The sequence below is a fragment of the Larkinella harenae genome, assembly GCF_054780515.1.
Window position 1 is genome coordinate 1,797,470 of the sequence record NZ_BAAGWE010000001.1, and the last position, 21,111, is coordinate 1,818,580.

The following is a 21,111-nucleotide window of genomic DNA, read 5'->3' on the forward strand; positions in this document are numbered from 1 at the left end:
GACGGTAAGGTTAGTTAGTATGGGTTAGAATCGAATCAGTACAGGGTTTATTGGCTCAGGCTATTTTCCATAAATCCAGTTGAGCGACAAACGGGTGACGTTGGTGACCGACAGACCGGTTCCTTTAGGACGGTTTCCGGCGCAATAACTCAGCAGCACGTTCTTTTTATCTACAAAATGAATAGCCGTGTAACAATACCAGCCGTCGGGATCGGCTTCGAGGTTCTTGACGTGCTGCCAGGTCTGTCCTTCATCGTTCGAAACGGCAATGGTCAGCGGAGTTCGTTTGCCCCGGATCGGGTTGTTGTCGGTGTTGTCGTTATTGTTCCAGACCATCAGCAAATCGCCGGTAGACGGAATCCGGGCAATGGTGGCTGGCGAAACCGGAGAAACAATGTTGGTGGCCTGCGCCGGACTCCAGTTCTGTCCCTGATCCGTCGAATACGCAGCATATTGAACGCCCGCATCTGTTCGGATGATCATCATCAGCCGGTTGTCTTTCAGGGCAATCAGGCCCGGTTCCTGTAAGGTAATGGCATCGGGATTGGCAATTTCCTGACTGACTTTCCAGGTCTGGCCGTTGTCGTCGGAATAATACGTAAACAGGCGACCTTTACCGTTGAACTTGCCGCCGGGTGGCGATTCGTGCAGCGCAACGGGCATCAGCAGTCGCCCTGTTTTGAGTTGAATGACCCGGTTGTTGTTCAGCACAAAATAACCGACGCGGTCGGTGATGCAGGAAATCGGTTCGCTCCAGGTCTGGGCTTCGTCGCTCGAAACCCGCATCAGCGGAATGCAGTCGTCCATCGAATTTTTGCGGGCGTAGAATAAGGCGATTTTTCCGTCTTGTAACCGCAGCAGCGAAACCGACATGACGTTCATTCCGCCCTCGTTCCGGACAATCGGATGGTCTGTGGGTGTCCAGGTTTTACCACCGTCGCTGGAATACCGGCCCACCAGCGAAGCGGCTGCAAAGTCACTCGACGAATGGCCCGTAAACCGTGAATACACGAACAGGATGCGGCCATCTTTCAGGGTGACAAAATCGCCCTCGCTATTGCGCGGATTGTCGGGGCCGGGGTTAAGCTGGAGTGTCAGGCTTTTGTTGTCCGGCCGGGGTTTATGCGCCATAACCCGCAAGATTTCGTCGGTCATGGTAGCGGCAATCAGCTCGTGGCCTTTGTCGTTGGGATGGACGCCATCGAGCAGGAGCGAGTCAAACGGTACGCCCGTTTGCTGTTGGTAATCACGAAACGCTTTGTTGTTATCAACCAGGCCGGTGCGGTATTTTCGGGCCAGTTCCCGAACGGTGTTGAGGTACGCTTGCAAGCGTTCATTCTGGTAATCAGGATATTTTTTACCCAGCGGATTCGGAACCGTCAGAATCAATTTGCTGCCCTGCTTTTGGAGCGCTTCGATCATGAACGACAGGTTTTGCCGGTACTTTTCCAACGGAATGCGTGAAGGGCCAGTGGTACCGCCGTTGTCGATGTGGGCGTCGTTGATGCCAAAACCGATGATCACCAGATCGGGCTGGCGGGCCAGTACATCCGACTCGAACCGGTCGAGGGCGTGCCGGATTTTGAAAAGATTATGGTCAGTCTGGCGACCGGTATGACTACCCGGAATGCCCGCGTTAATTACCGTCGCGCTGATGCCTCTCTGCGTCAGCAGGTGTGGCAGGCGCTGGGCAAAAACCTGATTGACGGTTTTTCGGGTGGCCGTAATGGAATTCCCAAACGCCACAATCGTCAGGTTGTTTTTATGCGGCCGCGACGGTTTCTGAGCAAAAACCGCCAAGCTGATGCCAAAACAAAAGACCGTTCGGAGAACTTGTGCTAAAAACCGCATGATTGCTTGGGTGTTAAGGCCTTATTGACGTAGAAAATCCTTCGTATTGAGTTTGACCCGCAGCTCGCCCTGCATGGTGGTGATCCAGAGCAATCCAGGTTTTTCTTCAAACAAGTACGGGTACGAAATCCAGCGCTGCTTGCCGTGATCGGCAATAACCACCGGTTTGCTCCAGGTTTTTCCCTCATCGCCCGAGAAAGCAATCGACAGCTCATCGCGGTGGTTGCTGGCCGGTACTTCCGACCATTGGTTATCGCCCCCGCTCAACGGATAGGTTACTTTACCTTCCGGAAAACGGCGGTTCCAGACGAGCACAAGCTTGCCATCCTGCAACCGTTTGATCAGGCCCGGCGCGGAACTTGCGTCGATGGTCGTCGGATTAAAACCGCTCCACGAAATCCCGTTATCGGTGGAATACGCTTCCCAGAAATTTCCCCAGTTGGTGCGCAGGAGCAGCCACAACCGACCGTCTTTCAGCTGTTCCAGCGTGGCTTCGGTGACTCCGCCGTGGTGGCCCGTGCCGCCCAGGTCGATGATGTTGCTGCGGGTCCAGGTCTTGCCGTCGTTCTTCGAGGTGTAAGTGACCACGGAGTGCCGCCCCGGATGGTGGCGCATCATCATGGAGGTGAAAACGATATGACCGTCTTTGGTTTCGATCATGTCGCGGATGGCGCCTGTCCAGTCATTGTGCAGCTTTTGTGCATCCTGCCAGGTTTTGCCCCCGTCCAAACTCCGAATGGCGTAGGTTGGCAACTGGGCACCCGGCGAATCCGAGATGTCTTTCTGCCAGTTCCAGTTGGCCCGTTCCTTGAGGTTCATGCAGGCCAGAATGATCACATTCCGCTTGGTGCGGATCAACGCCCGTTCGCTGCTGATCAGAAATTTTGCCGTGTCTTTGAAGATGGGGTAGTCCGTCCAGGTTTTACCCTGATCTTTGCTGATCAGGCTTTTGGTTCCCTCCACGGTCAGGATTCCACCGTCGGCGAGCCGCACGAAAGGTCCCATTTTCTGGTCCTTCATTTCCTGCACATGGGCGGCAATCCAGGAACCGGACGCCGTCGTTGTGCCTCCGGTTTTATTCAGTTGGGCGAAAAGCGAAACGCTCGTTAGCAGACTGAAAAGAAACAGGGTGCCGAGTTGCTTTAATGGGATAGGGGCGATCATCATGAATAACAGTTAAGGGTTGGGAATAGTCAGTTTGTTGGGGTTTGGGAGGTAGTCGTTACGGAGTAAAGGCTAATACCGGGAAAGGATACCGGCTTACCCGCTGGACCAATCCGCAGGTAGTTGATTCCGAAAGCTGGTTTTCGGCGCAGCGAGGTTCGATCTGTGAGCCGGTTGTTTATGTATAAAACCGCTTCGTTTTTTTTGCAATCCCACCGGATTTCTACGGGTATAGGATTGTTTTTAGTCCGCTTATCCGGCCGAATCAAGAATGTGACAACGCCATTTCTGGTGGCCAATGAATCTGCGGATACGGAGAAATGATCGGTCAGCGTGAGCAAAACCGTCGTTTGGCTGTCAGGTATTTCCAGGCTGGTTTTGAGCGAACCCCGGGCCGTCGCCGGAAAATTCCAGACGGCTTCGGCTCCGTTGATTTGCAACGCCTTTTGGTTTGAATTCCGTTGGGTTAGTTGAATCAGGCTGTCGGCGTCGTACCCGGTCCATTGAGCCAGCCCTTGCGAGAAATCGTCACTGGCCTGGCGTTGTTCGAGCCAGTCGGGGTTGAACAGAACAATGGATTTGGCTTCGCCCTGACCGGCCACCAGCGCCACGTTGCCATCGGTTGTTTCTACTGCTGATGCGTAGGCTGTGCCGCGGTCATTTTTGGCATGGCGGGCGGTTTTTGCCGAGGGCATGGTCAACACTTCCCGAAAACCGTTCCAGGTTTTGCCCTCATCCCGGCTGATGGCCGCGTGCAATACATCCCGGCCCCCGGCGGCATAGCTGTGCGGGTTGTCCCAGCGCTGATTGCCGTTGAAAAGCAGCAGCAAACGGTTATCGGAAAGCCGCAGCAATTCGGCGGGTGAATCCGACGAAATAAACCGGGTCGGTTGCGCGGTGCTCCAGGTACGTCCGTGATCGCCGGAGTACGATTCGTACAACAAGCCTTTGTTGGTCCGGATCAGCATCCAGAGTTGTCCGTTGGCCAGTTCGACAACAGCCGGTTCGATACCGCCGTACCGAACCGGCATGGTGTTGTCAATTTCAACCCGAATGGCGTTGGCGGATGTTTCCCAGCGCTGGCCGTTGTCGTCCGAGTAGAGCGATACGATTTCGTTCCAGCCTTCATCGGTCTGCCCAGGTGCCGGTTTTTCCATCCGTTCCGGAACGGCCCGGGCGAACGTCATCAGCAGTCGGCCATTTCGGAGCTGCAAAAAACTCCGCATCGAACCCACATAACCGTCCATGATTTTCTGGGGCTGGCTCCAGCGGTTTTCAGAACGCGGTTTGTGGCAATACCAAACGTCCAGATGACGGCCCCGGTAACCGTTGTTGCCGGTTCCCCAGAGGTGAAAAATGGCGTGCAGCGTTCCCTCCGTGTCTTCCAGCACACGGTTTGCGTAGTAGGCTTGTCCGGGTAACCGGAATTCGGTTGCGGGCTGGGTCCATTGTCGCCCGTCCGTGGAAGAAATTGACAATAGGTGGTCGGCATTGCCGGGGCGGTTGATGTAATAGATGGCTAGTTCTCCATTCTTTTTTCGCACCATTGTCGCTTCGTTGCCGGGCGCTGGGGCAACGCGCACGGGTTCCACGATGGACGTGGCCTGCCCGGGGACCGGCCGTAATCGCATTCCAAAGGTTTCAGCCTCGGATGGTGTTGGCTGGGCGTGCGATGAAAATGAAAACATTCCTGCAACCATACTCAGCAGCCCAACCACAAAACCGGCGGTCTTACGGTTTCGGTATACCCGGAATGGATGGTTATGGAATGTTTTCATGGAGTTCCGGCTCTGTAAACCTGTCAGGTTTCGACGGTTCGCTTATTCGTTGAGTAATCAGTTATTTACCAAGCCGCTGACGGCCGAAATCCGGTCGCAGATGTCCAGAATGTCTTTTTCGGACCAAGCCGAATTACCCAGTCCCAACGGCGGATTAGGCAGGCCGATATCGATGCCGTGCTTAAGCAGCATGGCCTGGCGGAAGAACGACCAGATGTTGGGCAAGACCTCAAAAATGATTTCCTGAAACGTGAGCATGAAGCGGTTGCCCAGTTCAAAGTTGCCTTTGATAAACTCTTCGCGTACAAACTTGCATTCTTCACCCCAGAGGTTGAAGAAACTTCCGATGGCACCCACGGTTCCGCAAAGGGTTGCCTGACAGAACAGCTCATCGGCCCCGCTGAACAGCAGCAGTTTGTTGTCGGATAAGAGGTGGATCAGGCTTACTTCGTACAGGTTTTGCGTGGTGAGTTTCATGCCCGCAATGTTGGGCAGCGTCAGAATCTGTTCAATGTACTGCCGGGCATCACCACCGAAAACGCTGTGATTGCCAATGTGATACGGGAAAAACGGAATGTCGATGGATGAGCCGACGGTTTTGTAATGTTCCAATGCGTTCCGGACGCCGGACTGGTAGTAAATCGGTCCGACGGTGGAAATACCGTAAACACCCAGTGCCTGAGCCGCCTGCGCCAGCCGAACCGACTCATGGGTGTTCAGGGCACCGACCTGGGCGATGACGGGCATGGCTCCGTCGACGGTTTCCATGACAGTACGGGTGATTGCCGTTCGCTGTTTTTCCGAAAACAGAAAACCCTGACCGGTCGAACCCAGAATATACAGACCGTCCAGCTTTTGTTTGATGCACAATTGAACAATTTTTTCCAGCTGGTGAAAATCCGGATTGCCGTTTTGATCGACTGGTGTGAACAGGGCAGGCCAAAGGCCGCCAATGGGGGAATGCGTCATGATTTTATGTACTTGGAGTAGTTTATAGTTTTAGCGGTATTCGGTTTAGGGATTATCGTCTACGGTTTTCTACCCGAAAACTGTAAACCGTCATTCATACCCGGGATTTTGCACGAGTTTGGAATTCAGACTCAGGACGGTTTCGGCGATGGGAAAAAGCAACAGATTGTTCTGCCCCTTGCGATCGGCGAGCGAAGGCACCAGATCAAACGCTTTGTTGAAGCGCAGCAGATCCCACCACCGCTTGCCTTCAAACGCCAGCTCGAACAACCGCTCCTTGAGAATAGCGTCATCGTTGGCCGTCTTGGTCGACGAAACAAACCGGTGTTTTTCAAACTGGTCGCCGTAGGCGCGTTGCCGCACCAGATTAATCTCCGCCGTGGGGTCCTGACCCAGGGCGTTTTTGGCTTCGGCAATCATCAGCAAAATATCGGCATAGCGGTAGATAATTACATCGTCGAGAAACCGCCGGCCGTTGGCGTCCACAAAACCGCTGAATTTGGTCATGACGGAGGTGAAGAAAACCGGCTGGCCCTGCGCATTTCGGCTGAATACTTCCACGAAAGATTTGTCCTTGCGTTTGTCGTCCGTGGTAAACTGTTTGCGCATGGTTTCGGAGGGTGCCCACCAGTTCATACCGCCCCCCAGTCCGATCTTCTGAATGGTGGCCGCATCCGTACCCGGTGGCAGGTCGCTGTCGCGGATGTACATATCTCCGCTGTAATTGTTGACGGATTCCAGATCCTGATACCGGACGGCAAACACGATTTCCCGGTTGCCTTTGTTGGTATAGCTGAACACATCGGCAAAGTTGGGCAGCAGCGCCACGTCGGTTTTTTGGACTTCCTGCAGGGCGGTCAGGGCAGTAGTCAGGGCGGCCTCTCCGCCGTTTCGGCGTTTGGCGATCCAGAGATACACCTCACCCTTCAGGGCATTGGCCGCTGGTTTCGACCAGGCGCTCCGGCGGGTTGGGTAGGTGTTGACGGGGAAAAGCTCGAGCCCTTTGTTGAGGTCGGCGGTAATCTGCTGAAAGATTTCATCCTCACTCGCCCGGGGTTTGTAGATTGTGGCCGGGTCGGACGATTCGGTGGGTTCCAGCATCAGGGGTGTGCCGCCCCAGGTGCGCACCAGCACAAAATACAGGTAAGCCCGCATGGTGTAGGCTTCGGCCAGGATGGTGTTTTTGTTCGCTTCGGACGTGAACGCAATTCCGGGTCCGTATTTCAGGATGAGGTTGATGTCGTGAATAACCGTATAGATGGAACTCCAGTCGGGGCCGGGGGCGGTGATTTTGTGCAGCCGGTTCTGGAAATACGGAATCCGGAAATCGGCGTTCAGCAGGCCGGTTCCCATGATCTCGCTGCGCGATTCGCCCAGGTAATACAGGTTGAAGTTGGTGAAGTTCCGAAACCGCACGTACATTCCGTTGCGGGCACCGATTACATCTTCCTGGGTTTTCCAGAACGAAGCCGCCGTAATCTGGCTTTTAGGATTGATCTCCAACTCGCTGGTACAGGCTCCGAGCAGCGCAATGAGCAACAAGACAGTCAGGTTATTTTTCATGATCTCTTTCGGCTTAAAATGATACATTCAGACCAATGATGTAATTGCGGGGAACTGGGTAGCGCCCGTTATCCTGCCCGCCTTCTTCCGGGTTCAGGCCGGAGTATTTCGTGAAATACATGAGGTTGTTGGCGGTCAGATTCAGCCGCAGGTTGCTCAGGCCTATTTTCGACGTTAGGGCCGACGGAAAACCGTAGCCAAGTGTTACCTCGCGTAAAGCCAGGAAGTTACCTTTCTCGAAGTAGTAAGAGTTCTGCCGAAACAGGTTGCTCTGCACCTGCTGGTCGGCGTAGTAATACCGGGCAATATCGGTTTGGTCGCCGGGTTTTTGCCAGGAGCGAAGAATGTCGGTTGATGCGTTGTTTTCGCCCACAAACTGCCCGTTGAGCAACGCCCGGGTGTAGTTGTAAATGGTGTGCCCCAGGGTGTAGTCGGCCCGAACCGTCAGGTCGATGTTCTTGTACGACAGTGACGTAGTGGCTCCTCCCGTAACCGTTGGAAACGGATTGCCCAGGTACACGCGGTCGTAGGAGTTGATCTCGCCGTTGCCATCGACGTCCAGCCAGTTGACATCGCCCCCGAACTTGGTTTTGCTGGCCAGCGGAACGATGATATCGCGGGGGGCCGCGGCAGCTTCTTCGTCAGTGGCAAAGATGCCAATCTGCTGGTAGGCGTAATAATCGCCGATCCGACCGCCTTCCTGCAAGCCACCGCGCCACTCAATCTTACCCGTTTCGGGATCGTAGACCTGTACTCCGCCCACCCGGTTGCGCTCGTTGCCGTTATCGGGTAGCTTCAGAATTTTGTGGTGGTTGGTCGCGATGTTAAAACTGGCGTTCCAGTTGAATCCTGATGGGGAGCTGAGAATGGTTCCCGAAACTTCGAGCTCAAAACCGCGGTTCTGAAGACTGCCATAGTTGGTCAGAACGGACCGGAAACCGGTTTCCAGCGGGAGTTCCAGATTGGTCAGCAGGTTGTCGGTGCGTTTATTGAAATAATCCACCAACACATTGAGTCGCCCGTTGAACAAGCCGATGTCCATACCGAGGTCGTAGGTTTGGGTTTGTTCCCATTTCAGGTTGGAGTTCGGAATAACAGTGTTCTGGATACCGGCTGCGCCATCATAGCGGGTGCCGACACCGTAGGTTCCCTGCGCCTGAAAATCACCCAGTTGACCCAGGTTTCCGTTGACACCGTAGCTTGACCGGAGTTTGAGGTTGTTGACGATGCGTGATAGTCCGAAGTCTTTCCAGAAGTCCTCGTTGTGAATATTCCAGCCCACGGATGCACCGGGGAATAATCCCCATTTGCTATTGGCCCCCAGGTTGGAGGCACCATCGTAGCGGGCGGTTAGCGATAGCAGGTACTTCTGGGCGTAGTTGTAATTGGCTCGTCCGAAAAGACTAATGATGCGTTGCTGGGTGACCGAGCTGCTTACCGCCGTTGGGGTTGCTGATGCGTTGAGGGTCGGAATGATGTCGGTTGAAGCGCCCTGGCCGGTGGCCGACAAGACCGAGAATCGGCGGTCAAAATAGGAGGTCCCCAGCATGAAATCCATCCCGTGTTGCCCAACACTTTTGGTGTACGAAAGGATGGCGTCGACTTGTTGTTGCCAGTGAGTGGATCGTTTGCCGGTTGCAATGCGCGAGTCAATGAAAGACAGGGGGCCGTTCAGGTAGGATTGTTGAAACGAACTGCTATCGCCCTCAACCACGTAGAGGGAAGCCGACGGCTCGAAGGTCAATCCGGGCAAGATGTTCCAGGTTAATCCACCACCCAACGTCAGGCGGTATAGGTTGTTTTCGGCCTTGTAACGATCCAGGTGATACAGCGGATTACCGATGCTCCGGTTAAAACCGGGCGACATGGTTCCGTCTTCAAAGTAAAGCTTGGCGACGGGCGGCAGGGCAACGGCCCGCTGAAAAATCTGATTATCATTGTATACCGACTGGCTACCCGAATTGGCGAAGTTGGTAAAAGCATTGACTTTCAGGTTTTCCCGGATTTTCATGTCACCGCTGAAGTCGAACGTAAACCGTTTGAAATCCGTATTGATCGTGATGCCCTGCGATTTCAGGTAGCCCACGCCCAGGTTATAGCTGCCTTTTTCGGTGCCGCCCATCGCGCTGACGTAGTAATTCTGCGAAACGCCCGTTCGGAAGAGCAGATCTTGCCAGTCGGTACTCTTGAAAATCAGGGTTTTGGTCGGGTCGGCCGGGTCGGCGATGCTTTCCCATCCTTCGTTGAGTTTGTGCTGGTTCTGGGGCGTCAGGTACTGAACCGTTGAGTAGGTGCGGTTTGTCAGGTCATTGCCCGTTCCGAAACTGTTGGCCACGGTCAGCAGGTTCATGCGCTCCGGAATCTTGATCGCCGAATTGAGTACGCCCAACCGGCCGTAGTATACGTAATCGCGGCCCGACATCATGTTGTACCGTTTGGCCAGCTGCGAGAAGGTGGTGTTGTGCCGGAAGCTGATCTGCATTTTCCCGGCTTTTCCTTTTTTGGTGGTGATGATGACCACGCCGTTGGCCCCCCGGGCACCATAGATCGAAGTTGATGACGCATCTTTCAGGACCTGGAGGGTTTCGATATCGTCGGGGTTGATGTCGTTCATGTCGTTCCGAATCACACCGTCGATGATGTATAGTGGAGAAGAACCGTTCGGATTGTTGATCGAAGTTCCCCCGCGAATAATGACCCGGGGGGCGGCTCCCGGCTGCCCGGTGGTGGTCTGTACCCGAACGCCCGGCAAGGTTCCCTGCAAGGCTGATGCCGCATTCGTGTACGGAATATTCTCAAGGACTTTGTTATCGAGTTTGGAGATGGACGTGGTGACGGTTTCGCGCGACTGTGAGCCGTACCCTACTACCACCACTTCATTCAACGTTTTCTGGTCGGCTTCCAGCGCTACGTTTACTTCCGTCTGATTACCGACGCTGAACTCCTGGGTTTTGTAGCCGATGTAGCTGAAAACAAGGGTGCTGCCGCTGGGAGCATTGATGGTGAATTTACCGTTTCCGTCCGTTGTTATCCCGTTCTGGGTGCCTTTGACAACCACGGTTACAAAGGGGAGCGGTGCCTGATCGGTACTTGATGTGACGGTTCCTTTGACCGACTGTCCCTGCGCGCTGGCAACTAAAGCCGTAATTAGCCAGCAACATACGGCGATAAGCTTAAAAACGGTTTTCGGCGGTGTCTTCATGGAGGTAAATAGTTGAAACCATAGAATGATTGAAGGGTATGGGCCAGTTGAGTAAAATATTATTTCAATTTTTATTTGTCCTACAAATGTATTGATAGTATTTTAATTTCAATAAATTTGTATCAAAAAAAGTATAGTCCTTCAAATCAGCCGGAATACCGTCGAATTCCATTACCTTTGTGACAAAGGATCAAAAAATGACTACTAAATTGAGCTCGCTGGAGCCACTGGAAAGCCTGTCAATGACAGATCGTGTGGAGAATATCCTGCGGGAATATTTCAAAGAAAACGCTTTCAAACCCGGTGATCCGCTCCCGAATGAACAGGAAATGGCTCAGAAGCTAAACGTGAGTCGGAATGTGGTGCGGGAAGCGCTGAGTCGCCTGCGGATGCTGGGCATGATTGAAGCCCGTCCCCGGCGCGGAATGGTGATGGCGCAGCCGGACCCACTGGGGGGGATTGAAAAAGTGTTGAATCCGCTGATCCTGAGCCCTAACAACCGGCAGGATATCTTTGAATTACGATTGATTCTGGAAATGGGAATTGCCGAATTCCTCTTTGCCCGGAAAAACCGAAAAAATCTGGAAGAGCTGGAAGCAATTGTGGAGAAACAAAAAGGAATAGTGGAGCTTTCGAAGGAAGACGAAATCGAATTTCACGGAAAGCTGTACGACATGACGGGCAATGAAACCTTCCAACGGTTTCAAAGCCTGCTTTTTCCCGTTTTTGAACATGTCTTTACATCACAATTCAAAAAAGGGACTGTAATAGCCATTGCTGATCCCGTTTCACATTATGATCTGTTCCGGATTTTGAAGGAAGGAACCCCGGAAGAATTTCGAAAAGCCATGCACAAACACCTGGCGGTTTATTACAACACCATTAAGCAACGGTAATTAAGCGTACTCCAAAACGGCGACGGGTTGCAGCAAGGTTTCAATTTGGTGAAACAGATCCTGCATAGCGAGCGGTTTTTTGATAAAAGCGCTGGGTTCTGCCATCAGAACGCCTTCACGGGCAATGGGTCGTTCGGCACCCGATATCAGAATGACAGGAAACTTATAGGATAAGGTTTTTAACCGCTCTAGTACGTCCAGACCGCTGAAACGCGGCATCAACAAATCCAGCAGCATCAGGTCAGGCCGGTGGTGGGGCGACTGAATCCAGCTGAGCGCTTCCAGGCCATCACTCGCAATTAATACCTGATAGCCCGCTTTGGTCAGCTGGTAGGTTAATAACTTCCGGTAAATCACATCGTCGTCTACGACCAGAATGGTTGTCTTTTTGTTCATAATATCATCCGTTACGGTGGTCGATATTTCACCGGGCAAATCTATAGTAGGCAATATCATAAAGCCGCTAGCCGGAAAAAACCGAGTGGCGTTATCGATAGGCAAATTACAGTTGCTGGGAGTGGAGGTGGATACGGTGTATCCTACTTTCTACTAAAGGTAGCGGTTTTGAATAAATAGACAAATAGCAATGCCTGTGGTAGTGATGAAGAGTAATAAAATGTGCTTGAAATAATCATTTTTGGTATATGAATGACATTTACAATCTCATTGGAAGATAAGGAAAAGTTTATTTATCAGACAAAAATATAACATTGCCCTCCGTGCGTGGTTACTCTTCTGAAAGTATATACACTGATAAGAACAGGCCCCGGCAATTGCCGGGGTTGTGTTTTTTATACTCCTTTTTTGGTTAAACGGATTGGCTACGGGTGAAAATATCCTCAAAGAAAGGCCATGCCAAAGATCGGTCCCCTTTATACGAAGGCTGATGGCGTTGGATCTACGGACAGCTCAACGCCTGGCAGATATGCTGGTAACGCAGGCAACCATCCTTTGGCTAAATGTCAAAAACTGCGCCTGAAAAATACCGACTCGATCCTGTCCGGACGTCGTACGCAACCCTCGACGACGCCCGGGAAGGGTCGAAAAGATTCGGTTTGTGTAAACGGGTCTGCCAAAGACCGTCGTTTACACAAACCGTAACGACTTAAACTTCGTTGCCCGAGGGGCGGCCCTGGAAAAACGCCTGAATATTCTGACAGGTGGTTTCGGCAATACCGTGTAATGCGTTGCGGGTGAAAAAAGCCTGATGCCCCGTGATTAGCACGTTGGGGAAGGTGAGCAGGCGCATAAACACATCATCCTGAATGATCGTATCTGACAAGTCTTCAAAAAACAGGTGACTTTCTTCCTCGTAAACGTCCAGACCCAGGTAACCAATTTGCCCGCTTTTCAGGTTTTCGATGGCCGCCTGGGTGTCGATCAGGGCACCGCGACCAGTGTTGATCAGCATAACTCCCTTTTTCATGAGCTGAAGCGTTTTCGAATTGATAATATGGTGCGTCTGTGGAGTGAGCGGACAGTGGAGGGAAATGATGTCGGACTGACTCAGAAGTTCCTGCAACGACACATATTCAATTCCGATTTGGCGGGCTTCTTCGTCTTCGACCACATCGAATCCCAGCAGCCGGCAGCCGAAACCGCGCAGAATCTGGGCCGTTACTTTGCCAATTTTTCCCAATCCGAGCAAACCGACGGTTCGGCCATAGAGGTCAAACCCCATCAGACCGTCCAGGGCAAAGTTGCCTTCTTTGACCCGGTTGTAGGCCCGGTGGGTTTTGCGGTTCAGGCCCAGAATCAGGGCGATGGTGTGTTCGGCTACCGAGTAAGGTGAGTAAGCGGGCACGCGCATCACCTGAATGCCGTGCTGGCGGGCCGCATCCAGATCAACGTTGTTGAACCCGGCGCACCGGAGTGCGAGCAATTTTACACCCTGTTCGGCCAGTTTGCCAATGACGGTGGCGTTGGCCTGATCGTTGACGAAAAGGCAGGCTACGGGCGAATCCGTCACCAGCTCGGCCGTTGTTTCGTCCAGCGGAACTTTCAGAAACCGTAAATTGAAGCCGAAGGCGGCATTGGTTTGCTCAAAAAAAGTAATGTCGTAGGGCTTGGTACTGAATACAGTAACATTCATCGTATCATCGGTTTAGACCCTGTTCAGAGCTACCGCAGATCATTTTTAACGGTATGACAGGGAGTAGGAAAGTAGATTTTGGGCGGCTGTTGCCAAAAAAGATCGGCCAGTTGGCCCGAATGAACCGGGTCATGCCAGTTGGGCTGTTAACCGCAAAGAAAAGGAGAATCGTTGTTTTCGGCCAATCTCAGACCAAAAAGTTACTGTTTTAAGCCGATGTGACGTTGAAAAAAACGGAAAAACCGGTGTGGATTGCTAATTGAATCGATAGACTCTCTTCTGACAGACAAGGCATTGATAACGGCGAATCGGCAGAAAAGGTAAAACCCATTTTAGGAACCAGGGTCTTTTTATTCGCTCCAGGGTGGCGCGCTGGCAGGAAGGACAGGGCTGTAGCATGATTCATGACGTTTCTGAGTAATGGATTCTAGATACTCTTTCTGCCACTGAAAATCAAGGACTTGTTGGATATTCGCAATAAGTCCTTTGGATAATGAAATCAAAAGGCTGGTTTCCTCCCATACGGTCAAAATAGTTACTAAGAAAGATCACCGTCGGTATTGGCGTAGGCTTCGGCGAGCGTCAGCAACCCAGTAGTAGTAGGCCAGCAAAGCTTGCTAAGCCACTGTAAACCATTCCCAAAAAGATTTCGCTGAACGCCAGATTTACAAACGCTTCAATGCACGTCCGAACCATTCCGGTAGTCAAAAAGAGCACCTGATGACACGCGTAAAACGGCCATCAGATGCTCTTTTTCTCTTTTTCAAACAGGGATTACACCCGAACCCACAACACCCCGTTCTTGCTGGTCAGTTTTTCCAGCTTACCCGCGTCGGCGATGTGTTGCAGGTAGCCATCAACCTCCTGGCGATCGCGCCCGGACAGTTCTGCAAACTCGCGGGAGGTCAGGGTTGGGTAGATGGCGAATAGATTCTCCCAGGACGAATCAATGACGGATTTTGTGACCGAGGGCCGTTGCTTATGGAGGGCGTTTTCGTAAGCCGCGTAGGGTTTGGTGCCATACACTCTTTCGTAATTGCCCTGGCTGTCAACGAAAAACATCGTTGGAAAACCCCGAACACCCAATTGTTTGCCCAAAGCCAGATCTTCCCGGAACAGCGCGGTGGCCCGGCCTTCGTAATCGGCTTTAAACTGCTCCGGATCCAGGCCTACTTTTTGGGCAGCGGCTGCTAAATGCTCCCATTTGGCAATGTTCTTTTTATGCAGAAAAACCATTTCGCGTATTTCCCGCAGAAAGGCAATCGCTTTTTGGGAATCCTGAAGCTGAGCGGCTTTGAACGCAATGGAAGCCGGGTAGGAGGAGTCTAGTGGATCTTCCAGCCAGACATCGCCATCGATGGGCATGTCATAATGCAGACTGACTTCGTCCCAGTGCGGAGCTACGTCAGACGGTTTGCTGATGCCGCCACTGTTGTAACTCCAGTCTGGCAACAACCCTCCCATCCGGTATTCGATGGTAATGTGGGGGCCGTATTCGAGTTTTAGCTTCCGCAACGGCGGTTCAATTCCCCAGCAGGACGAGCAGATAGGATCGGTATAGTAAATGATTTTAACGGTTTCCTGAATTGGCGAGACGGCCTGTTCCTGCGTACTTAGGGCCGTATCGGGGATTTCGCACATTCCTGATTCAATATCGCACAGGAGCGGATTGACGGTTTTTGTTTCCATGTATTTTAATGAGTTTACGATCACAATCAGTTCCGGCAGAATTTCTACGTTCTGGGTTTGTTACCCATTTCCGGACGGTGATACAAAGGTCTCTATTCCGGTCGTAGCAGTCAATTAGTCAGATTTTTCTGACCACTCCTGGTACATTTGTGGCCTCAGTTTTGTTCAACTGAATAGGATACCCAAAACCGGTTTCGCTGAAAAGCCAGATTAGGTCAATGATTTGAAGCAACATCACTGATGAAAGAACACCTAGAAGAAAGCAATTGTCCGGCGGAAGGACTCCTGAAACAGCTTTCGGGGAAGTGGAAACCGCAAATCTTCCGACTGGCCGTTGATGGTCCGCTGCGTTTCAATGCGTTGCTTCGTCAGCTGGAAGGCGCTAACAAACAATCCATTGCGGTAGCCCTGAAGGAGTTGGAAGAGCAGGAGCTGATCACCAAAACCGTCGTCAGGCTTAAACCGTTACATATTGAATACACCTTGTCCGGAAAAGGAAAAGCCTTGATCCCCGTTTTTCGGCAAATCGAATATTTATCCTGAAGGCCTGTCGGCTGATCGTTTCAGCGTTGCGAAGCTGCGTGCTTCTCCAACAACCGTAGCGTGTGCTCCAGCGCCTTTGGGTCGCTCCATTCTTCGTGGCCCGGTACGACAATCTTCGCCGTACCAAACTGGCTCATCACACGCCGGATCGAATTCGGCCATTCTTTCAGGTTGGCGTCGCCAACGTAGCCCATGCCGAAAGTCGCTACGCTTTTGACAAAACATCCACCGTGCAGAATCTTCTGATTTGGCAACCAGACCACAATGTTGTCGCTCGTATGTCCTTCGCCCGGGAAATAACACCGAATTGGTTCCTGACCGATCGTGAAGGTCGTATCGTTGGGCAGAATACCGTCGGGAGCTTGGTATCCTTCTTTAACCGATTTTTGGGCCGTCAGCGGAGTGCTCACTACCCGGATACCGGCTTTTCGCAGTTCACCGACACCGCCTACCCGGTCACCGTGGGCGTGGGTGACGATGCAAAGCCGGACGGGTTGGCGCAGGTTATCCTGAATCCACTGAAGCAATTGTTTGGTGTTATCGGTGTCGCCTATGGTATCCCACCCCGTATCCACCAGCACAACGCCGTTCCCGGTTTTGATAATGAGGCCGTTGGACGGAACGCTGGTGTTCTGATAAATTCCGTAGGTGGTATGAACCAGAACCTGATCGGTCAGGGGTGTTACCACCAGTTTGGGCTTTTTCGACGATTGCGCCTGGCCGAAACAGGGGAGAAGAATCGAAAAAAAGAAAGCTGCCAGAATGCGCATGGGCCAAGAAGTAATGGTTGCCGATGAAAAAAAGCGTTGTAAAGCAAAGGTGCAAAATGTTTTTGATTTGGGTAGGATAGAGACAGCAAGTACCGGTTAAAAAGCGTTCAAATTACTACCTTTAAGATTGGTTCGGTATCGGAATCAATCGTTCGGAAACCGTATGGAAAAAGCAGGTACGCGATTCCATGAAAAAAAGCCGTTCTACAAACGCCTGAGCGATAACAAAACCACGCGACTTTCCCGGGCGGCAGTGGCGGGCTGCCAACTGCCAATCGAAAAAAGAAGTGTGCCTGATCATTTACCACAAAAAAACGAGGAAGCGCTGTGTTTTGGCTGGATTGATTCGGTGACACACGAACGGGATAAGCGTATACCAAACTGGCGGTATGACGCAACAGGGCCAAGCAGTCGGGGCGGTGGGGCGTCGAATGGATTTCGGAACCGCCAAAATCCGTTACTTTTGCGGCATGAACTACCGCTTGCTTGCATTCATGCTTTTCCTGACGGTTCCGCTGCTGGCGCAGGAGCCGTCGGCTGATCGCATTCAAAAACACATTCAAAAACTCGCTTCCGACAAAATGAAAGGCCGGGGAACGGGCAGCCGCGAAAATGCCAAAGCGGCTGCTTACATCGTCCGGCATTTTCGAAAATACGGGTTGAAACCGCTGGGCGACGATGGCTATTACCAGCATTTCACGGCCAAAGTCCGGCGCGTGGTGGTGCCCGACAGCGTTCGCAAAGCCGCCAACGTGATTGGTTTTCTGGACAACGGCGCCACCCACACCATTGTGATCGGGGCCCATTATGATCACCTGGGAATGGGCACGCAGGGCAGTTCGCTGGCGGAAAAGCCGCAGGGGCAGATTCACAACGGGGCCGACGACAATGCCTCGGGCGTGGCCGGGTTGCTGGAACTGGCGCAGTATTACGCCAACAATGGCGTGAAAGAACCGTACAACATCCTGTTCATGGGGTTTGGCGCGGAAGAACTGGGCTTGCTGGGTTCGCGGTATTTTCTGAACCACCCAACGCTGCCGCTGGACCGGCTGAATTTCATGATCTGCATGGATATGATTGGCCGGTATGACCCCAGCCGGGGCGTGGGTATCGGGGGCTACGGCACCGCCGACGCCTGGCCGGACGTATTCAAAGACGTCACAGCAGGCATTAAATTCTTCACCGACCGGGCCGGAAACAGCGGGTCCGACAATGCGGCATTTTACGCCAAACAGATTCCCGTGCTGTTTTTCCACACCGGCGGCCATCCGGATTACCACAAGCCGGGCGACGATCCCGAGAAGATAGATGCCAAAGCAGAAGAGGAGATTCTGCGGCTGGAAATCAAGCTGATCGACAACGCCATGAAGCTGCCCAAAATGACATTTACGCCAGTGAAGTAGCCTGCGGAACTGCCCAACGCCCGATAAAAGGCGTTTGACAGATGCCTCCGTCTAAGCCTTTTATGCCTGATTTTCCGTTGATTTGACAATTTGAAACCACTACCGGACAAAACGGAAAAGTTAGTTGAAAAAGAAGCTAATGAGGGTACGGTACAGAGGAAAACCATTCGTTTTTTCCTACCAACAGCCCCCTTTCTCATTTTGGATACAATCCCCGGAGATTTGGCTACTTTTTTCCGGAATAGCCGCCCGACCTTTGTACCGTTCAAACGATAACACACGTAAAAACAAATCATGAACGGTATTCAAACAACAAAATTAGGCAGTCAGGGACTGATTGTTCCGCTGGTTGGGCTGGGCTGCATGGGCATGTCTCCCATCGCCGGGGCGGATATTTACGGAAAAGCTGACGAAGCCGAATCCATCGCTACCATTCACCGCTCGCTCGAATTGGGCGGCAATTTTCTGGACACCGCCGATCTGTACGGCCCCATGCTGAACGAACGGCTGGTGGCCAAAGCCATCAAAGGCAACCGGAGTCAGTACCTTCTTGCCACCAAATTCGGCTTTGAGATTGACGACAACGAACAACTGACCTGGCGGATCAACGGGCGGCCCGATTACGTCAGAAAATCCATCGAACGCTCGTTGAAAAACCTGGGTACGGACTACATCGATCTGTATTACCTGCACCGTCAGGACCCGGATACACCCATTGACGAAACCGTCGGCGCGATGGCCGAGCTGGTCAAAGAAGGAAAAGTCCGGTACATTGGGCTTTCGGAAGTTTCGGCGGAAACCATTCGCAAGGCACACAGCGTTCATCCCATATCGGCCGTGCAGACAGAGTACTCGCTGTTTGAACGCAGCGTGGAAGAAAACGGCGTTGCCGACGCTGTGCAGGAGCTCGGCGTTGGGTTTGTGGCTTATTCGCCGGTGGGCCGTGGGTTTCTGACCGGTGCCATCAAAAGTCCGGACGATTTCCCGGCGGATGACTTTCGGCGGAGTATTCCCCGGTTTCAGGGAGAACGGTTTTACAAAAACATGGAGCTGGTGGACGAAATCAAAAAGCTGGCCGATGAGAAAGGCGTTACGGCCCCGCAGTTGGCCATTGCCTGGGTGATTTCCAAAGGATTTGTGCCCATTCCGGGAACCAAACACGTTAGGTATGTGGAGGAAAACAGCGCGGCAACGACTATTCGCTTAACCCCGAACGAGTTGGCGAAACTGGAAGCCATTGTTCCGCTGGGGCTTTCGGTGGGCGACCGCTACGATGCTACGGGTATGGCCCTGATTAATTTGTAAGCGTTAATAAAACCGACCCGCTAAACCGTTTGGCCAAACGGTTTAGCGGGTTACCAAACCGCGAAATAGGCATGAAAAAAACGGCTCACGCTCCCTATCTGATTCATTCTGTTTCTGAGCTGCACCGCCTGCTGGGCTTACCCAAACCGGCGCATCCGCTGGTTAGCGTTATTGATTTAGGCCAGACGATGTGCTTTCCGGAGGAAGTTATGAAGAGTTACATGTATAACTTTTATTCGGTTTGCATCAAAAAAGACTTCCGGGGTAAAATGAAGTACGGCCAGCATTATTATGATTTCGACCACGGCGTGATGACTTTTTTCTCACCGGGGCAGGTCCTGTCCACGATCACGGAAGATGAGCGATCCTGTGTTGGTTGGTGGCTCGTTTTTCACCCGGATTACATTCGCCATTCTGCTTTGGGTCAGAAACTCAAAAACTACGGTTATTTCTCGTACGCAGTCAATGAAGCGCTGCACGTTTCGGAAAAGGAAGAAGCGCTGATTACCAGCCTAATGCAGCAGATTGACCAAGAATACCGCTCGATTATCGACGGTTTTAGTCAGGATGTCATTATTTCGCACATCGAACTGTTGCTCAACTACTGCAACCGGTTTTACAACCGGCAGTTTATTACCCGAAAAAACGCCAGCAACGATTTGTTAATCAAACTGGAAGCCATGCTGGACGATTATTTCGACAGCGACAAAGTACAGAAGTTGGGCCTGCCGACCGTTCAGTACGTTTCGGAGCAACTGGCGATTTCTCCCAATTATTTAAGCGACATGCTGCGCTCCCTGACCGGCCAGAACACCCAGCAGCACATTCACAACAAGCTCATCGAGAAGGCGCAGCAGATTCTGACAACCACCTCGTTGTCGGTTAGTGAAATTGCCTACCAGCTCGGTTTCGAATACCCGCAGTCGTTTAGTAAGCTGTTCAAAAACAAGGTGCAGGTATCTCCGCTGGAGTTTCGGCAATCGTTTAACTAAACGGAAAAGCTAGCGTGAGACGCAACTCAGTAGAGCAATGATGATTAACGACAAATTGTACGGAACGTTTGCGGTTCAGCCGGTTATTGAAGCATTAATTCAGTCGAAACCGTTTCAGCGGCTGAAGTCGGTGCACCAGGGCGGAGCAATTTTTCTGGTTGATCCTACGCTTAATCACACCCGGTTTGAGCATTCCATAGGCGTATACTATCTGGTCAGAAAGCTGGGCGGATCGGTGGAAGAACAAATTGCCGCGCTGCTGCACGATATTTCCCATACCGCTTTTTCGCACGTAACCGATTACGTTTTTAAAAAAGCTGGCGAAGATTACCACGAAGCCATCTTCGATGAGGTAATTAATCAGTCCGGGATTCCTTCGATTCTGGAGCAGTTCGGATTTAATTCGGCCATTTTATCGAGCGATTCCTACACTTTACTGGAATTGCCGCTGCCGGATTTGTGCGCCGACCGGCTTGATTATACGCTGCGGGATTTGTTTTACGCCAATCGCATTTCCATCGACCAGATTCACCGTTTTCTGGATAATCTTTCTGTTTATCAGCACCAAATGGTGGTCAACTCCGCCGACATGGCGGACTGGATTACGCGGCAATATGAAGTGTTAAACGAGGAGTATTTCCGGAAAAAGGAACACGTTTACGCCAATACGCGGTTTGCGGACTTACTGAGTCTGGCGCTCACGCGAGGAATCATTACCACCGCGGATTTGCTCGGCGATGATTTTCAACTACTCGCCAAACTCCGCACGGATGCGGAACTACGGCGTCGGCTGGAAGCCATTCAAACGCGGGAAGGCATCGAAGCGTTTGTGCCGGATGAAGGTAAAGTTTTCAAGCAGCGAAGTTTAAAACCGACGGTGGTTTCCTAAGGAAC

19 protein-coding genes are annotated in these 21,111 nt (G+C 52.1%); 8 read left to right on the forward strand and 11 right to left on the reverse strand.

The features are described from left to right. Positions 1-60 precede the first annotated feature (60 nt). From ACYVH9_RS07255 to ACYVH9_RS07280, 6 genes are all read right to left on the reverse strand, one after another. A complete protein-coding gene (locus tag ACYVH9_RS07255; RefSeq protein ID WP_460635631.1) occupies positions 61-1,851 on the reverse strand; it encodes an exo-alpha-sialidase in 1,791 nt (596 codons plus the stop codon). A 21-nt stretch (positions 1,852-1,872) separates the two neighbouring features. Next, a complete protein-coding gene (locus tag ACYVH9_RS07260; RefSeq protein ID WP_460635632.1) occupies positions 1,873-3,015 on the reverse strand; it encodes a sialidase family protein in 1,143 nt (380 codons plus the stop codon). A gap of 29 nt (positions 3,016-3,044) precedes the next feature. Further along, the gene (locus tag ACYVH9_RS07265; protein ID WP_460635633.1) at positions 3,045-4,793 is read right to left on the reverse strand and encodes a sialidase family protein; all 1,749 of its coding nucleotides are present in this window, start codon (positions 4,791-4,793) and stop codon (positions 3,045-3,047) included. 57 nt (positions 4,794-4,850) lie between these two features. Further along, positions 4,851-5,762 (reverse strand): dihydrodipicolinate synthase family protein, encoded by a 912-nt coding sequence (locus tag ACYVH9_RS07270; protein WP_460635634.1) that lies wholly within the window; start codon positions 5,760-5,762, stop codon positions 4,851-4,853. 90 nt (positions 5,763-5,852) lie between these two features. Next, the gene (locus ACYVH9_RS07275; protein WP_460635635.1) at positions 5,853-7,325 is read right to left on the reverse strand and encodes a RagB/SusD family nutrient uptake outer membrane protein; all 1,473 of its coding nucleotides are present in this window, start codon (positions 7,323-7,325) and stop codon (positions 5,853-5,855) included. A 13-nt stretch (positions 7,326-7,338) separates the two neighbouring features. Beyond that, entirely contained in the window at positions 7,339-10,527 is a 3,189-nt protein-coding gene (locus ACYVH9_RS07280) for a SusC/RagA family TonB-linked outer membrane protein (protein ID WP_460635636.1), read from the reverse strand. 197 nt (positions 10,528-10,724) lie between these two features. Between ACYVH9_RS07280 and ACYVH9_RS07285 the strand changes: the two genes are divergently transcribed. Beyond that, entirely contained in the window at positions 10,725-11,423 is a 699-nt protein-coding gene (locus tag ACYVH9_RS07285; protein WP_460635637.1) for a FadR/GntR family transcriptional regulator, read from the forward strand. On the opposite strand, the gene ACYVH9_RS07290 is transcribed toward ACYVH9_RS07285, so the two are convergent. After that, positions 11,424-11,819, reverse strand: coding sequence for a response regulator (locus ACYVH9_RS07290; RefSeq protein ID WP_460635638.1), 396 nt, complete (start codon positions 11,817-11,819; stop codon positions 11,424-11,426). Between the two features lie 563 nt (positions 11,820-12,382). Between ACYVH9_RS07290 and ACYVH9_RS07295 the strand changes: the two genes are divergently transcribed. Next, positions 12,383-12,532, forward strand: coding sequence for a hypothetical protein (locus ACYVH9_RS07295; protein ID WP_460635639.1), 150 nt, complete (start codon positions 12,383-12,385; stop codon positions 12,530-12,532). On the opposite strand, the gene ACYVH9_RS07300 is transcribed toward ACYVH9_RS07295, so the two are convergent. From ACYVH9_RS07300 to ACYVH9_RS07310, 3 genes are all read right to left on the reverse strand, one after another. After that, a complete protein-coding gene (locus tag ACYVH9_RS07300; protein WP_460635640.1) occupies positions 12,529-13,515 on the reverse strand; it encodes a 2-hydroxyacid dehydrogenase in 987 nt (328 codons plus the stop codon). The two genes, ACYVH9_RS07295 and ACYVH9_RS07300, sit on opposite strands and share 4 nt — an antisense overlap. Before the next feature lie 208 nt (positions 13,516-13,723). Beyond that, positions 13,724-13,921: a hypothetical protein gene (locus ACYVH9_RS07305; protein WP_460635641.1), complete on the reverse strand. Its 198-nt coding sequence runs from the start codon at positions 13,919-13,921 to the stop codon at positions 13,724-13,726. Positions 13,922-14,289: 368 nt separating this feature from the next. Continuing rightward, a complete protein-coding gene (locus ACYVH9_RS07310; RefSeq protein WP_460635642.1) occupies positions 14,290-15,204 on the reverse strand; it encodes a ClpXP adapter SpxH family protein in 915 nt (304 codons plus the stop codon). A 240-nt stretch (positions 15,205-15,444) separates the two neighbouring features. Here ACYVH9_RS07310 and ACYVH9_RS07315 point away from each other — a divergent pair, with 240 nt between their 5' ends. Beyond that, on the forward strand, positions 15,445-15,747 hold the full coding sequence (locus ACYVH9_RS07315) for a winged helix-turn-helix transcriptional regulator (protein WP_460635643.1): 303 nt from the start codon (positions 15,445-15,447) through the stop codon (positions 15,745-15,747). Between the two features lie 20 nt (positions 15,748-15,767). Here ACYVH9_RS07315 and bla read toward each other — a convergent pair whose 3' ends face one another. Continuing rightward, the gene (gene bla / locus ACYVH9_RS07320) at positions 15,768-16,517 is read right to left on the reverse strand and encodes a subclass B1 metallo-beta-lactamase (RefSeq protein WP_460635644.1); all 750 of its coding nucleotides are present in this window, start codon (positions 16,515-16,517) and stop codon (positions 15,768-15,770) included. A gap of 163 nt (positions 16,518-16,680) precedes the next feature. Here bla and ACYVH9_RS07325 point away from each other — a divergent pair, with 163 nt between their 5' ends. From ACYVH9_RS07325 to ACYVH9_RS07345, 5 genes are all read left to right on the forward strand, one after another. Further along, complete coding sequence (locus tag ACYVH9_RS07325; protein ID WP_460635645.1) at positions 16,681-17,058, forward strand: hypothetical protein; 378 nt, start codon at positions 16,681-16,683, stop codon at positions 17,056-17,058. After that, the gene (locus ACYVH9_RS07330) at positions 16,988-17,920 is read left to right on the forward strand and encodes a M20/M25/M40 family metallo-hydrolase (protein WP_460635646.1); all 933 of its coding nucleotides are present in this window, start codon (positions 16,988-16,990) and stop codon (positions 17,918-17,920) included. The genes ACYVH9_RS07325 and ACYVH9_RS07330 overlap by 71 nt, the downstream gene beginning before the upstream one ends. A 294-nt stretch (positions 17,921-18,214) precedes the next feature. Next, the gene (locus tag ACYVH9_RS07335; RefSeq protein ID WP_460635647.1) at positions 18,215-19,225 is read left to right on the forward strand and encodes an aldo/keto reductase; all 1,011 of its coding nucleotides are present in this window, start codon (positions 18,215-18,217) and stop codon (positions 19,223-19,225) included. A gap of 71 nt (positions 19,226-19,296) precedes the next feature. Further along, entirely contained in the window at positions 19,297-20,217 is a 921-nt protein-coding gene (locus tag ACYVH9_RS07340; protein WP_460635648.1) for a helix-turn-helix domain-containing protein, read from the forward strand. Between the two features lie 40 nt (positions 20,218-20,257). Next, positions 20,258-21,106 carry an HD domain-containing protein gene (locus ACYVH9_RS07345; RefSeq protein ID WP_460635649.1) on the forward strand — a complete coding sequence of 283 codons (849 nt, stop codon included), beginning with the start codon at positions 20,258-20,260 and terminating at the stop codon, positions 21,104-21,106. The last annotated feature ends 5 nt before the right edge of the window (positions 21,107-21,111 follow it).

Excerpts from the sequence above, each read along its gene's own strand:
- ACYVH9_RS07310 (WP_460635642.1), bottom strand. The coding sequence starts at position 15,204 with ATGGAAACAAAAACCGTCAATCCGCTCCTGTGCGATATTGAATCAGGA.
- ACYVH9_RS07255 (WP_460635631.1), bottom strand. The coding sequence starts at position 1,851 with ATGCGGTTTTTAGCACAAGTTCTCCGAACGGTCTTTTGTTTTGGCATC.
- ACYVH9_RS07335 (WP_460635647.1), top strand. The coding sequence starts at position 18,215 with ATGAACGGTATTCAAACAACAAAATTAGGCAGTCAGGGACTGATTGTT.
- ACYVH9_RS07270 (WP_460635634.1), bottom strand. The coding sequence starts at position 5,762 with ATGACGCATTCCCCCATTGGCGGCCTTTGGCCTGCCCTGTTCACACCA.
- bla (WP_460635644.1), bottom strand. The coding sequence starts at position 16,517 with ATGCGCATTCTGGCAGCTTTCTTTTTTTCGATTCTTCTCCCCTGTTTC.
- ACYVH9_RS07315 (WP_460635643.1), top strand. The coding sequence starts at position 15,445 with ATGAAAGAACACCTAGAAGAAAGCAATTGTCCGGCGGAAGGACTCCTG.
- ACYVH9_RS07275 (WP_460635635.1), bottom strand. The coding sequence starts at position 7,325 with ATGAAAAATAACCTGACTGTCTTGTTGCTCATTGCGCTGCTCGGAGCC.
- ACYVH9_RS07290 (WP_460635638.1), bottom strand. The coding sequence starts at position 11,819 with ATGAACAAAAAGACAACCATTCTGGTCGTAGACGACGATGTGATTTAC.
- ACYVH9_RS07330 (WP_460635646.1), top strand. The coding sequence starts at position 16,988 with ATGAACTACCGCTTGCTTGCATTCATGCTTTTCCTGACGGTTCCGCTG.
- ACYVH9_RS07285 (WP_460635637.1), top strand. The coding sequence starts at position 10,725 with ATGACTACTAAATTGAGCTCGCTGGAGCCACTGGAAAGCCTGTCAATG.
- ACYVH9_RS07295 (WP_460635639.1), top strand. The coding sequence starts at position 12,383 with ATGTCAAAAACTGCGCCTGAAAAATACCGACTCGATCCTGTCCGGACG.
- ACYVH9_RS07305 (WP_460635641.1), bottom strand. The coding sequence starts at position 13,921 with ATGAATCATGCTACAGCCCTGTCCTTCCTGCCAGCGCGCCACCCTGGA.
- ACYVH9_RS07260 (WP_460635632.1), bottom strand. The coding sequence starts at position 3,015 with ATGATCGCCCCTATCCCATTAAAGCAACTCGGCACCCTGTTTCTTTTC.
- ACYVH9_RS07340 (WP_460635648.1), top strand. The coding sequence starts at position 19,297 with ATGAAAAAAACGGCTCACGCTCCCTATCTGATTCATTCTGTTTCTGAG.
- ACYVH9_RS07280 (WP_460635636.1), bottom strand. The coding sequence starts at position 10,527 with ATGAAGACACCGCCGAAAACCGTTTTTAAGCTTATCGCCGTATGTTGC.
- ACYVH9_RS07325 (WP_460635645.1), top strand. The coding sequence starts at position 16,681 with ATGGAAAAAGCAGGTACGCGATTCCATGAAAAAAAGCCGTTCTACAAA.
- ACYVH9_RS07345 (WP_460635649.1), top strand. The coding sequence starts at position 20,258 with ATGATTAACGACAAATTGTACGGAACGTTTGCGGTTCAGCCGGTTATT.
- ACYVH9_RS07265 (WP_460635633.1), bottom strand. The coding sequence starts at position 4,793 with ATGAAAACATTCCATAACCATCCATTCCGGGTATACCGAAACCGTAAG.
- ACYVH9_RS07300 (WP_460635640.1), bottom strand. The coding sequence starts at position 13,515 with ATGAATGTTACTGTATTCAGTACCAAGCCCTACGACATTACTTTTTTT.